The organism is Actinomadura sp. ATCC 39365 (assembly GCF_054392275.1).
This window is the reverse complement of the sequence record NZ_CP184335.1, coordinates 4712330-4725086: the sequence shown is the minus strand read 5'-3', so window position 1 is coordinate 4725086 and position 12757 is coordinate 4712330. Positions and strand designations below refer to the sequence as shown.

Sequence of the window (12757 nt, the reverse complement as noted above, 5' to 3'; positions counted from 1 at the left end):
CTTAAATGACCATCCTTGCGGGAAGCGTGCGGGGAGTGAGTGTTGTGGGCGACCTGTCGAGGGAGCACTGCATGACCCGAATCTCCGCAGTCCGTTGCGCGTTCCCTCCTCACCGTTACCCGCAGTCCGAGCTCACCGACATGGCCGCCCGCCTGTGCCTGCCCGACGGCGCCGACCGCCGCCTCCTCGACCGCCTGCACCGCAGCGCCCGCGTGGAGCACCGCAACCTCGCCCTCCCCATCGACCGCTACGAGAAGCTGAACGGCTTCGGCGCGGCCAACGACGCCTTCGTCTCCGTCGCGGTCGAGCTGGGGCTGGAGAGCGTGAAAGCCGCCCTGGACGCCGCCGAGCTGGAGCCGACCGACGTGGACATGATCATGTTCACGTCGGTGACCGGCATCGCCGCGCCGTCCGTGGACGCCCGGCTGGCCGCCGCGCTCGGGCTGCGCCCCGACGTCAAGCGGGTGCCCGTCTTCGGGCTGGGCTGCGTGGCGGGCGCGGCGGGCATCGCCCGGCTGCACGACTACCTGCGCGGCTGGCCGGACCACGTGGCCGTGCTGCTGTCGGTGGAGCTGTGCTCGCTGACCCTGCAGCGCGGCGACTCCTCGCCCGCGAACCTGGTCGCCAGCGCGCTGTTCGGCGACGGCGCGGCGGCCGTGGTCGCCAGTGGCAGCGGGCGGGGCGCGGCGGGGCCCGCTCCCGGGTCCACTGCCGGGTCCACTGCCGGGCCCGCTGCCGGGCCCGCTGCCGGGCCCACGGTCGTCGCCACCCGCAGCCACCTGTATCCCGGTTCCGAGCACGTCATGGGCTGGCAGGTGGGCGACACCGGGTTCCGGGTCATGCTGGACGCCAGCGTCCCCGCCGTGGTGCGCCGCTACCTGGCCGACGACGTGCACGGGTTCCTGGCCGAGCACGGGATCACGGCCGGGGACGTGACGGCGTGGGTGTGCCATCCGGGCGGGCCGAAGGTGCTGGAGGCGGTGTCGGAGGTGCTGGAGCTGCCCGCGGGCGCGCTCGACGTGACGTGGCGCTCGCTGGCGGCCAACGGCAACCTGTCGTCGTCCTCGGTCCTGCACGTGCTCGGCGACACCCTGGCCGGGGAGCCGCCCGCGCCGGGGAGCTGGGGGCTGGTCATCGCGATGGGCCCCGGTTTCTGCTCCGAGCTCGTCCTGCTGCGCTGGTAGTGCCCCGTCCCTGCGATCCGCTGGTGGTTGGCCTGTGACCTGGTATCTGGTGCTCATCGTGCTCGTCGGCCTGGAACGCCTGGCCGAGCTGGTCGTCGCCAAGCGCAATGCCGCGTGGAGCATGGCGCGCGGCGGCGTCGTGACCGGGCGGGGGCATTATCCGTGGATGGTGGCCCTGCACACCGGGCTGCTGGTGTGCGCGCCGCTGGAGGTGGCCCTGGCCGGGCGGCCGTTCGTGCCCGCGCTCGGCTGGCCGATGCTGGCGGTGGTCGTGGCGGCTCAGGCGCTGCGGTGGTGGTGCATCACCGCGCTCGGGCCGCGCTGGAACACGCAGGTGATCGTGGTGCCGGGGCTGCCGCTGGTGCGGCGGGGGCCGTACCGGCTGGCGTGGTTGCGGCACCCCAACTACGTGGCGGTGGCGGCCGAGGGGCTGGCGCTGCCGCTGGTGCACACGGCGTGGCTGACGGCGCTGGCGTTCACGCTGCTCAACGCCGCGCTGATGGTGGTGCGCATCCGCTGCGAGAACGCCGCCCTCGCCCTGGCGGCCAGGGGGTGAGCCGGTGATCGACGCGCTGGCGGCGGGCCGCCGGGAGGTGGGCCGGTGATCGACGTGCTGGTGGCGGGGGGCGGGCCGGCGGGGCTGGCCACGGCCATTCACGCGGCGCTGGCCGGGATGGAGGCGGTCGTCGTCGAGCCGCGGGCCGCGCCGGTGGACAAGGCGTGCGGCGAGGGCGTCATGCCGGGCGGGGTGGCCGCGCTGACGGCGATGGGCGCGCCGGTCGAGGGGCGGGGGTTCCGCGGCATCCACTACCTCGACGGGCGGCGGGAGGCGCGGGCCGCGTTCGCCGCCGGGCCGGGGCTCGGCGTCCGGCGCACGAGCCTGCACGCCGCGCTCTGGCAGCGGGCCGCCGAGCTGGGCGTCAAGACGGTCACCGGCCGCATCACCCGCGCCGACCAGGACCGCGACGGCGTGCGCGCGATCGGGCTGCGGGCCCGCTGGCTGGTGGCCGCCGACGGCCTGCACTCGCCGCTGCGCCGCTCGCTCGGCCTCGACCTGCCGGTACGCGGCCCCCGCCGGTACGGCTTGCGCAGGCACTACCGGATCGAGCCGTGGAGCGACTTCGTCGAGGTCCACTGGTCGGGGGCGGGCGAGGCGTACGTCACGCCGGTCGGCGACGACCTGGTGGGCGTCGCGGTGCTCAGCGCGGCGCGGCGCGGCTTCGAGGAGCACCTGCGCGGCTTCCCCGGGCTGGCCCGCCGCCTGAGCGGCCCGGCCGTCACCCCGGTGCGCGGCGCGGGCCCGCTGCGCCAGGCGGTGCGCTCCCGCCGCGCCGGCCGCGTACTGCTGGTCGGCGACGCCGCCGGTTACGTGGACGCGCTCACCGGCGAGGGCGTCTCGCTGGCCGTGCGCTCGGCGGAGCTGCTGGTCGGCTGCCTGGCGGCGGACCGCCCGCAGGACTACGACGGCGCGTGGCTGCGCCTGTCGCGCACGCACCGGCTGCTGACCGCGGCGCTGGTGCAGGCCGCCCGCCGCCCCGGCACGGCCCGCCTGGTGGTCCCGGCGGCGCGCCGGCTGCCCCGCCTGTTCGCCGGTGTGGTCCGCGTCCTGGCCTGAGCCTTCCCCGGGCCCCGGCCGGACGCGGATAATGAACCCCCACGGTCCCCGTCAAGGACGGTCGCCATGACAGACAAGCTCGTGCGGCAGGTGCTCGACCAGGTGGACGCCCCCGACCCACGGGTCGGCGAGATCGTCTCCGCGCTGATCGCCCACCTGCACGCGTTCGTGGACGAGGTGCGTCCCAGCGAGGCCGAGTGGCGGGCCGGGCTCGCCTTCCTCACCCAGACCGGCAGGTGGTGCACGCCGGACCGCGACGAGTTCGTGCTGCTGTCGGACATGCTCGGCCTCACCTCCGCCGTGGACGACGTCAACCACGCCGGCCCGGAGAACATGACGCCCTCCTCGGTCGAGGGCCCCTTCCACTCCCCCGCCCCCGGCCGCGAGCCGGGCGCGTGGATCAGCGAGGGGCCCGAGCGCGGTCGCGGGACGCCGATGGTCGTGCACGGCCGGGTGCTGTCCTGCGACGGCACGCCGCTGCCGGGCGCGACCGTGGACCTGTGGCAGGCGGCCGACAACGGCCTGTACGACAGCCAGGACGACGCCCAGCGGCCCGGCAACCTGCGCGGCCTGTTCACCGCCGACACCGAGGGCCGTTACTGGTTCCGCACGGTCCGCCCGAGCAGCTACCCGGTGCCCACCGACGGCACCGCCGGCCGGCTGCTGCGCGCGATCGGGCGGCACCCGATGCGCCCGGCCCACCTGCACTACCAGGTCACCGCGCCCGGCCACCGGCCGCTGACCACGCACGTGTTCCTGGCCGGCGACCCCTACCTGGGCTCCGACGCCGCGTTCGCGGTCAAGGAGGAGCTGGTGCGGCGGCCGGTTCCGCGGACCGGGGGCTGGGAAATGGACGGGCCGTACGAGGAGGTCGAGTTCGACCTCAGGCTGGTGCCGCTCGGGTGGGCGCCGGGCCGGTGAGCCGCTCCGGGGGCGCAGGCCGTCCATGATCAGGCCGAACAGGTGGTCGCCGCGGGCGGCCAGCGAGGGGGCCTGGTCGGCGATCCAGCTCACCGCGCTGGCCAGCGCGAACAGGTCGAGCCCGGTCACGTCGGCGCGCACCTCGCCGGCGGCCTGGGCGCGTTCCAGCAGCCGTCCGCCCGCCTGGCGCATGGCGTGGCAGGAGGCGTGCAGCGGCGAGCCCTCGTCGTTGATCGTGGCCATCATCGAGGCGGCCAGCCCCCGGTAGGCGCCCGCGCCGGCGACGAACGAGCGCAGCCACTCCACCAGCGCCTCGTGCGGCGCGGCGGCGCCGGCCAGCGTCCTGGCGCGTTCGGCGAGCAGGTCGAAGCGCTGCCGCAGCAGCGCCTCCAGCAGCGCCTCCCTGGTCGGGAAGTGCCGGTAGAGCGTGCCCAAGCCGACCTCGGCGCGGCGCGCGACGTCGCGCAGGGACGCCTCCGTGCCCTGCTCCTCGATGACGGCGGCGGCCACGGCCAGGATGCGCTCCCGGTTGCGCTGGGCGTCCGCGCGCTGGTTCCGGGGTGTGGAGGTCATCCGATACCTTCCGGCGATTGACAAACGGAGCAGTGCTCCGATTATGATCCGGAACACTGCTCCGCATCATAGCGGCGCCCGTCTCCCCGAGGAGAATCGATGATGAAGGCCATCCGCGTGCACGAGATCGGCGGCCCCGAGGTCCTGCGGCTCGAGGAGATCCCCGTGCCCGTGCCGAAGCCGGGCGAGGTCCTGGTGCAGGTGCGCGCCGCCGCGCTCAACCCGCCCGACTGGTACGCCCGCCGGGGGTTCGCCGACATTCCGCCCTCGATGCGGCCGCAGATCACGCTGCCCTTCACGCCCGGCTCGGACGTGTCGGGCGTCGTGACGGCCGTCGGCGACGGCGTCACCGAGTGGCGGGAGGGCGACGAGGTGTACGGCCTCGTCCGCTTCCCGCGCATCGGCGACGAGGGCGGCAGGGGGTACGCCGAGTACACCACCGCCCCGGCCGGCCACCTGGCCCGCAAGCCCGCCTCGGTGGACCACGTCACCGCCGCCGCCGTGCCGATGGCCGGGCTCACCGCCTACCAGTACGTCCACGACATCATCGGGCTGCGGTCCGGCAGCCGGGTCCTGGTCAACGGCGCGGCCGGCGGCGTCGGCCACTTCGCCGCCCAGCTCGCCGCGGACCTGGGCGCGTACGTCATCGGCGTGGCCTCCGGCCGGCACGAGGCGTTCCTGAAGGACCTGGGCGTGGCCGAGTTCGTCGACTACACCCGGGTCCGGCCGCAGGACGCGGTGCGCGACGTGGACTGCCTGATCGACACCGTGGGCGGCCCCGGCGGCCACACGCTGCTGCCCGCGCTCAAGGACGGCGGCACGCTCAGCCCGGTCTTCCACGGCGACTACCACGACGAGGAGCTCGCCCGGCGCGGCATCGTGCGCCGCGGCGGCCAGGTGCACTCCGACGGGGCGCAGATGGCCGCGCTGGCCGAGCTGATCGACGCCGGGCGGCTGCGCGTCGGCGTCGACAGCGTCTTCCCGCTGGCGGAGGCCCCGGAGGCGCACGAACGCGCCGAGCGGGGCCACATCCAGGGGAAGATCGTCCTGCACGTGTCCTGAGCACGGCCTGAGCACGGCCTGGGTGCGGCCTGGGTGCGGCCTGAGCCGGGTCAGGCCCGGGTCCACCGCTGGTTGGCGCCGCCGTTGCAGGTCCAGATGACGAGCCTGGTCCCGTTGGCGGTGGCGTTGCCGGGTACGTCGAGGCACTTGTTCGCGCCGACGGCCGTGACCGCGCCGTCGGCGCCGAGCCGCCACTGCTGGTTGCTCTGGCCGTTGCAGTCCCAGATGATCACGCGGGTGCCGTCGGCGGTGCCGCGGTCGTACACGTCGAGGCACTTGCCGCCGTAGACGCGCAGTTCGCCCGCGGCGGTGGGGGTCCACTGCTGGTTGGCGCCGCCGTTGCAGTCCCAGATCTGGACCTGGGTGCCGCTGGTCTGGGACGCGCCGGGCACGTCCAGGCACCTGCCGGAGCCGGCGCCCTTGAGCGCGGTGGCCGCGGGGGCGTGCCGCCGCCGGTGACGACGTACATGGCGGCTCCGTGGGCGGGGACGGAGGCGCTGATCGTGCCCGCCGAGGAGCCGGTCGTGTGGGCCCACAGGTCGCGTACGGAGTAGGTGGCGGCGGCGCCGAGGCCGAGCGCGGAGGCGGTGGTGGAGACGGTGGCCGCGGCGCCGCCCCGGTTGAGCAGCACGACGGCGGCCGAGCCCGTGCCCGTGCCGGTCGCGGCCATCGGCTTGCGCCAGACCTCCAGGTCGCCGCTGTCGGCGATCTTGTGGCCCTGGCGGCCGCCCCAGTCCTGGTCGACGGCGATGACCTCGCCGTTGGTGAGGATCGTCCGGGTCTCGGCGCTCATGGAGCGCAGGTCGTTGCCCGCGACGAGCGGCGCGTTGAGCAGCGCCCACAGGCTGAAGTGGGCCCGTGACTCGGTGGCCGTGAGCCCGGCGTTGCCGACCTCCAGCATGTCGGGGTCGTTCCAGCCGCCCGGCCCCGAGTACGCCGCGAGCCCCGCCTGGCTGTCCAGAATGCCCATGACCGAGCCCCAGTTCGCCTGGATGTCGCCCGTGGTGCGCCAGGAGTTGCCGACCGGCATGCCCCAGGTCCAGACGCTGTCCTGGCCCCAGTTGCACAGGCTGTAGAGGATGGGCCGGCCGGTGGCGGCCAGCGCGTCGCGCATGGCGGTGTAGCGCTGCTGCGCGCTCTGCCCGAGGTGGTCGCCGCAGTTGTCGTACTTGAGGTAGTCCACGCCCCAGGACGCCCACAGGGCCGCGTCCCTGCGCTCGTTGCCCAGGCTGGCCGGGTAGCCGGCGCAGGTCGTGGTGCCGGCCGAGGAGTAGATGCCGAGCTTGAGCCCCTTGGCGTGCACGTAGTCGGCGACCGCCTTGACGCCGCCGGGGAACTTCTGGGGGTCGGGGACGAGGTCGCCGGCCGCGTCGCGGGTCCTGGTGGACCAGCAGTCGTCGATGTTGACGTAGGTGTAGCCGGCCGCGGCCATGCCGGAGGCGACCATGGCGTCGGCCGTCTGCCTGACGAGGGTGTCACTGACCGAGCAGCCGAAGCTGTTCCAGTCGTTCCACCCCATTTGAGGCGTTCTGGCCAGGCCGTTCTCCAGGGCGGCGGCGGGGGGCGCGACGGCGGTCAGGCAGGTCGCGGCAAGGGCCAGGGCGAGGGTTGACCGAAGGATCGCACGCATGGGACTCCTTCAACACCGAGCGGGGGAACCCAACATGATCCGACTAAATCAAACAGGATCGTCCGGCGGTTCGCGTGTGAAGTCAAGGGGTCTTGAGGGATTCTGTTGCCTGCCGTTCAGCGCGCAAAGGGCTTCCGAAGGGGTGACACGGAGCCCTCCGGGCCGCGTTTCAAGTCGCTGACCTGCGGTTACTATCTGTAGCGGTTAGATCATCGACAGTGATTGGATCGGTGTGATGCGACGACTCATCGCAACACTTGTCTCTTGCGCCACCGCAGGCGCTCTTCCGCTCGTCACCGCCGGTCCGGCTGCCGCCGACCCGGGTCCGGAGCCGTTCTCGTACGTGGCTCCGGACTACGACGTCAGGGGTCCGTACATCCTCGCCGACGACCCGTGGTGGCACAACCACCACAGGCACCACGGCGACCACCACTGGGACGGCGACCGTCCGTGGGACGGCGACCGCGACAAGGACGACCGGCACAAGGACGACCGCTGCAAGGACGACGACCACGGCGACGACTACTCCTGGTGGCAGGACGACGACCGGCACAAGGACGACCGCTGCAAGGACGACGACCACCACGGCAAGGAGCACGCCTGGTACAAGGACGACGACCAGTGCAAGGACGACGACCACCACGGCCAGGAGCACGCCTGGTACAAGGACGACGACCGGCACAAGGACGACTGCAAGGACGACGACCGGTACGACGACGACCGCTACCGGGACGACGACCGCTACCGGGACGAGGAGCGCGACGACGACCGCTACCGGGACGGCGACCGCGACTGGGGCTACAACTACCGGTACGTGACCTCGCTCCGCTGCCGCCTCGGCGGTGGCGCCGTGGTCCGTAGCTGGCACAGCCCGACCAGGCTGGCCTGCTACGGCGGACGGTACAACGGATACTGGGTGGTCAGCTACGGGCTGTGATGCCCGTGGCTGCCATCAGGGCGGGTCCGCACCACGCGGGCCCGCCCTTCTCGTGCCCGCCTACGGCGCGCACATGGTGAACCTGACCGCCTTCGTCCTGGGCGACGGGGTCAGGATCCGGTAGGCGACGGTGTGCCTGCCGCCCGCCGGGGTGATGAGCCTCCTGGAGCTCACGTAGCCGCTGCGGCTGTCCGCGGGGAAGCGGGACGAGCCGCGCTCGATGACCCTGCCGTCGTAGAGCCACTGGTAGGAGTAGGCGGCGCCGGGGCGGGTGGCGTTCACTCCGGCGGCGAAGTTCACCGCGCCGGTGTAGCAGGTGACCCCGGCAGAGTTGATCTTCGAGGAGCCCTGCACGCGCACGTACGCCAGGGCGAACCCGGCCCTCCGCGTGGTGGCGGGCGGCGTCGTGGAGCGTTCCGCCGGGACCGTGGCGGTGGGGGTCGGGCGGGTCGCGCGGCCCTGCGGCGTCCTCGTGGGCCTCGACGCGGCCGTGCCGTGCCTCGACGGTCCCGCCGAGGCGGACGTCCGCACGGGCTCACGGGCGGAACGCACCTCGGCGTCCGCCTGGCGCTTGCCGGAGTTCCACACCACCACGCCGGCCGCCACCGACACGGCCACCGCCCCGGCCGCCAGCACCAGCACCGGCGACCGCCGTCCCACGGCCCACCTGGACCGCTCCGCCGGTAGTGGGACCGGACCATCGGCCGCCTCCTCCGGAGCGTCCCGGCGGTGAGAGTCCTCGGCGGGCTCCGCGGCGGCGGCGTGCGGCTCGCCCAGCACGAGGGGCAGGACGGCCGTCATGGGCGGGCGGGCCTGCGGATCCTTGGTCAGGCAGGCGCGGACGATGTCACGCAGCGGGTCCGGGAGGTCGCCGAGCTGGGGGTCGCCGCGCAGGATGCGTCCGGCGACCGCGGGCGGGGCGTCGTCGCCGAACGGCGGCCGGCCCGTGGCCGCGAACACCATCACCGACGCCCAGGCGAAGACGTCCGCCGCCGCCCCGGCCGCGCGCCCGTCCAGTTGCTCCGGCGCCATGTAGGCCACCGCGCCGCCGTCGGACCCGTGCCCGGGGCCGGTGCCCGCGCCGGCGCGGCCGGAACCCGGGCCGGTGCCCGCGGTGCCGAAGCCGACCAGGCGCGCGCCGTCGCGGCCGAGCAGCACGCTGGACGGCTTGAGGTCGCCGTGCGTGAGCCCCGCCCGGTGCACCGCGGCCAGCCCCGTGGCCGTGCCGACCGCCAGGTGGCGCAGGTTGCCGCCGCCGAGCCGGCCCACCTCGGCCAGCGACGGCCCCTCCACGTACTCGCTCACGATGTACGACAGCCGTCCCCAGGCCGCGTCGAGCACCCGCGCGACGCCCGGCGAGTCCACCCGGCGGGCCGCCTCCGTCAGGGCGGCGAACCGCTCACCGGCCACGATCCCGTGCAGGACCTTGACGGCCACGGGCCGCCCGTCCGGCCCCTGGCCGAGGTAGACGACCCCCTGCCCGCCGGAGGCCAGCCATCCGGTGATCCGGTGGGCCCCCAAGGACGTGGGATCTCCTGGACGTAAGGGCTCGGCGTTCGGCATGAGGCGGTGACTCCCGGGACAGCAGCGGTACCGAATCATGAACTTTAGCGGGATGAATCAGGATCCGCCGCCCCCCGGATTCACCTCGGCCTTCGCGCGTGAGCCCCGGCTGGACAGCCGCCAGGTCCTCGCACTACGTTAATCATCAGTGCTACTGACGATCAGTTGCACTGATGACAAGGAGTTGGGGTAATGATCCTCATCACGGGCGGGCTCGGCTTCATCGGCACGCACACCGCGCGAGCGCTGCTCGACCTCGGCGAATCCGTCGTGCTCGTCCAGCGCCGGGCCCCCGAGGTGCCCGCGCCGCTGGCCGGCGAGGCCGAAGGGCGGCTCGTCGTCGAGCGGGCCGACCTCACCGACCGGGCGGCGCTGCTCGCACTGGGCGACCGGCACAAGATCACCGGAATCGTGCACCTGGCGGGCTCGGTGCCCTGGCCGGTCGGTGCGTACGAGCCGGTCGAGGGGGTCGAGAAGTCCGTCGCGAGCCTGCTCAACATCTTCCACGCCGCCACCGAATGGCAGGTGTCCCGGCTCGGCCTGGCCAGCACCATCGGCGTCTACGGCGGCGTCGAGGCCCCGAGCCCGCTGGCCGAGGACCTGCCGCTGACGATGGCGGCCGGCCACCCGATCCCGACGTTCAAGAAGATCGGCGAGCTGATGGCCGGCCATCTGGCCGAGACCGCCGGGCTGGAGCTGGTCAACCTCCGCATCGGCGCGATCTGGGGGCCGCTCGGCCACGCGCGTTCGCCGTTCTTCCTGCTGCCGCAGCTCGTGCACGCCGCCGTGCGGGGCGCCGCGCCGGACCTGACGAGCCCCGCCTGGGGCGCGTACGCCGGGGACGGCGGCGACCTGTGCCACGTCAAGGACTGCGGGCGGGCCATCGCGCTGCTGCAGACGGCCGAGCGGCTGCGCCACCGCACGTACAACGTCGCCACCGGCCGGATGACCACCAACGGCGAGGTCGCCGCGGCGATCCGGCGGGCCGTGCCCGGCGCGCACGTCGAGCTGCGCGAGGGCCGCGACCCCGCCGGCCCGGGCCGCGACATGTGCCTCGACATCACCCGGCTGCGCGAGGACACCGGCTTCGAGCCCGCCTACGACACCGGGTCCGGGGTCGCCGACTACGTCTCCTGGCTGCGCGCGGGACACGCCCGCTGACCGGGCCGGCCCGCCGGGCCGGCCGCCCGGCGGGTGGCGCGCGCGGAGGACCGCTCAGCCGTCGTCGGCGACTGGTCCGGGGTGATCCCGTACGGCGAGTGGACGCGCGTGCTCTCGCTGCTCCCCGACGTCACCTGGGTCGACATCTCCGGCGAGTACGAGTCGCTCGCGCTGGTCAAGAGCCCGGAGGAGCAGGTCCTCCTGCGCCGGGCCGCGGCGCTCGGCGAGGCCGCCTGCGCGGCGTTCGTCGGGCAGGCGCGCGAAGGCGCGAACGAGCACGAGATCGCCGCCGCCTCCTTCCAGGCGGTCATCGCCGGGGGCGGCTGGACGCGCCGGCCGTTCATGCTGGAGCGCGCGGGACGGTCGGGCTTCGCCTGGAACATCTCCGAGTGGTTCGGCATGGGCGGCGCGCCGCACGTTCTCCGGCGCGGCGACACCATCGCGGCGGAGATCTTCGCCTTCCACGGGGGCATGGAGTCGCAGCAGCAGATCGACGTGTGCGTCGGCGAGCCGGACGCGCTGCTGCGCGAGCTGGAGGAGGTGTGCCGGGAGTGCTGCGAGGCGGGGCTAGCCGCGCTCCGTCCTGGGCTGCGCTTCTCCGGGCTCGCGGCGGTCATGGAGGAGCCGCTGCACCGCTCCCGCACCTGGAACACCGGCCCGATGGTGCAGACGGTCTCGCCGCTCTACAACAGTGCCACCCGCCTGCACCCGGAGGTCGACCCGGCGCTGTCGCGCCTGGAGAGGCTGCCGAGCGGCATGGGGCTCGACGGCGACTTCGAGATCACCGAGGGGCACGCCTTCGCGTTCGAGCCGAACGCCCTGCGCGACGGCAAGCGCGTCTGCATCGGCGGCACCGTGCTGCTGACGGCGGACGGCCCGGAGGAGCTCAACACCATCCCGAACCGGCTGAACGTGGTCGACTGACGGCGCCGCCCGCCGCGGCCCGCCGAATGCTCAGCGCCGCTCCAGGCAGCCCTGCCGGCCCAGCAGCCGGAACGCCCGCGCGGCCGGCGGCGGCAGGGCGCGGTAGGACCTGGGGAACACCGTCCGCACGGCGGCGGCGTCCTCGCGGGCGGGGAGCCGGTCCTGGGCCCCGCCGGTCGTCCGGTGTTCCGCGGGGAGGTCGCCGTCAAGGTCGCTGACGAGGTCTTTCATGGTGAGCGACGGGTTCACGACCAGGTGCTCGGCCACGATGCGCAGGGCCAGCGGGAGGTATCCGCACAACCGCGTCATGCCGGCGACGGCCCGGGGCTCGGCGGCGATGCGCTCGGCGCCGGCGGCGGCGGCCAGCAGGTCGGCGGACTCGGCGGCGGTCAGGGTGCTCAGCGCGATGTGGTGGGCGCCGTCCCGGGCGACCAGTCCGCCCAGCCGGTGGCGGCTGGTCACCAGCACCAGGCATCCGGGGTTGCCGGGCAGCAGCGCGCGGACCTGGTCCGTGGCGGCGGCGTCGTCCAGCAGGACGAGCATGCGCCGGCCGCCGATCAGGCTGCGGAACAGGGCCGCCCGCTCCCCCACGTCGCCGGGCAGGCGCCGCAGGTCCGGGGCGAGCGCCCGGACGAGCTGGGCCAGCGCCTCGGCGGGCGGCAGCGGCCCCCGTTCGGCGTCGGAGCCGCGCAGGTCGAGGTGGAGCTGGCCGTCCGGGAACCGGCCGGCCACGCGGTGCGCGAAGTGCACGGCGAGCGCGCTCTTGCCGACGCCGGCGACGCCGTCGATCACCGCGATCGCGATGGCGTTGCCGGAGTCCGGCATCAGGTCCGCCAGGCGGGCGAGCTCGGCGGAGCGGCCGGTGAAGCCCGGCACGTCGTGCGGGAGCTGCGCCGGACGCCGCCGCTCGGGAGGACCGGCCACGGCCAGCTCCCACAGCGCCACCAGGCGCGCGGTGTCGCCGCGGCACGCCTTGCTGATGGCCTCGACGGCCTGGCGGGGCGGCAGCAGCTTGCCGCTGAGGTAGCGCTGGAGCGAGGACTTGCTGCAGTGCGTGTGCCCGGCGAGCTGCACCAGCCCGAGCCCGGACGCGGCCTTGAGCAGGCTGAGTTCGGCCGCGAGCATGCGGGCGTGGATGCCGTTCACCACTGCGGGGCTCATACGCCCGCCTCCTTTTCCGGTGTTCG

Annotated in this window: 11 protein-coding genes and 2 pseudogenes; 8 read left to right on the top strand and 5 right to left on the bottom strand. The window is 74.4% G+C overall.

Annotation, left to right across the window (positions count from 1 at the left end):
* Positions 1–71: 71 nt before the first annotated feature.
* From ACNF49_RS23295 to ACNF49_RS23280, 4 genes are all read left to right on the top strand, one after another.
* On the top strand, positions 72–1184 hold the full coding sequence (locus ACNF49_RS23295; RefSeq protein WP_482944980.1) for a type III polyketide synthase: 1113 nt from the start codon (positions 72–74) through the stop codon (positions 1182–1184).
* Positions 1185–1218: 34 nt separating this feature from the next.
* Positions 1219–1740 carry an isoprenylcysteine carboxyl methyltransferase family protein gene (locus ACNF49_RS23290; protein WP_357977162.1) on the top strand — a complete coding sequence of 174 codons (522 nt, stop codon included), beginning with the start codon at positions 1219–1221 and terminating at the stop codon, positions 1738–1740.
* A 45-nt stretch (positions 1741–1785) separates the two neighbouring features.
* On the top strand, positions 1786–2799 hold the full coding sequence (locus ACNF49_RS23285; protein ID WP_482944979.1) for an NAD(P)/FAD-dependent oxidoreductase: 1014 nt from the start codon (positions 1786–1788) through the stop codon (positions 2797–2799).
* Positions 2800–2865: 66 nt separating this feature from the next.
* A complete protein-coding gene (locus ACNF49_RS23280) occupies positions 2866–3720 on the top strand; it encodes a dioxygenase family protein (protein WP_482944978.1) in 855 nt (284 codons plus the stop codon).
* 69 nt (positions 3721–3789) lie between these two features.
* On the opposite strand, the pseudogene ACNF49_RS23275 reads toward ACNF49_RS23280, so the two are convergent.
* A pseudogene (locus ACNF49_RS23275) lies at positions 3790–4293 on the bottom strand (TetR/AcrR family transcriptional regulator); the annotation flags it as partial.
* 99 nt (positions 4294–4392) lie between these two features.
* Between ACNF49_RS23275 and ACNF49_RS23270 the strand changes: the two are divergent.
* Positions 4393–5355: an NADP-dependent oxidoreductase gene (locus tag ACNF49_RS23270; protein ID WP_482944977.1), complete on the top strand. Its 963-nt coding sequence runs from the start codon at positions 4393–4395 to the stop codon at positions 5353–5355.
* 50 nt (positions 5356–5405) lie between these two features.
* On the opposite strand, the gene ACNF49_RS23265 is transcribed toward ACNF49_RS23270, so the two are convergent.
* Together ACNF49_RS23265 and ACNF49_RS23260 are read right to left on the bottom strand one after the other, a co-directional pair.
* Positions 5406–5747 carry an RICIN domain-containing protein gene (locus ACNF49_RS23265; protein ID WP_482944976.1) on the bottom strand — a complete coding sequence of 114 codons (342 nt, stop codon included), beginning with the start codon at positions 5745–5747 and terminating at the stop codon, positions 5406–5408.
* 128 nt (positions 5748–5875) lie between these two features.
* Positions 5876–6874, bottom strand: a pseudogene (locus ACNF49_RS23260) (glycoside hydrolase family 27 protein); the annotation flags it as partial.
* 454 nt (positions 6875–7328) lie between these two features.
* Here ACNF49_RS23260 and ACNF49_RS23255 point away from each other — a divergent pair.
* Positions 7329–7922, top strand: coding sequence for a hypothetical protein (locus tag ACNF49_RS23255; protein WP_482944975.1), 594 nt, complete (start codon positions 7329–7331; stop codon positions 7920–7922).
* A 60-nt stretch (positions 7923–7982) separates the two neighbouring features.
* Here ACNF49_RS23255 and ACNF49_RS23250 read toward each other — a convergent pair whose 3' ends face one another.
* The gene (locus ACNF49_RS23250) at positions 7983–9443 is read right to left on the bottom strand and encodes a serine/threonine-protein kinase (protein ID WP_482944974.1); all 1461 of its coding nucleotides are present in this window, start codon (positions 9441–9443) and stop codon (positions 7983–7985) included.
* Positions 9444–9677: 234 nt separating this feature from the next.
* Here ACNF49_RS23250 and ACNF49_RS23245 point away from each other — a divergent pair, with 234 nt between their 5' ends.
* Positions 9678–10646: an NAD-dependent epimerase/dehydratase family protein gene (locus ACNF49_RS23245; protein ID WP_482944973.1), complete on the top strand. Its 969-nt coding sequence runs from the start codon at positions 9678–9680 to the stop codon at positions 10644–10646.
* 33 nt (positions 10647–10679) lie between these two features.
* Positions 10680–11570, top strand: a complete 891-nt coding sequence (locus ACNF49_RS23240) for a M24 family metallopeptidase (RefSeq protein WP_482944972.1) — start codon at positions 10680–10682, stop codon at positions 11568–11570.
* 30 nt (positions 11571–11600) lie between these two features.
* On the opposite strand, the gene ACNF49_RS23235 is transcribed toward ACNF49_RS23240, so the two are convergent.
* On the bottom strand, positions 11601–12731 hold the full coding sequence (locus ACNF49_RS23235; RefSeq protein ID WP_482944971.1) for a helix-turn-helix domain-containing protein: 1131 nt from the start codon (positions 12729–12731) through the stop codon (positions 11601–11603).
* Between the last annotated feature and the right edge of the window lie 26 nt (positions 12732–12757).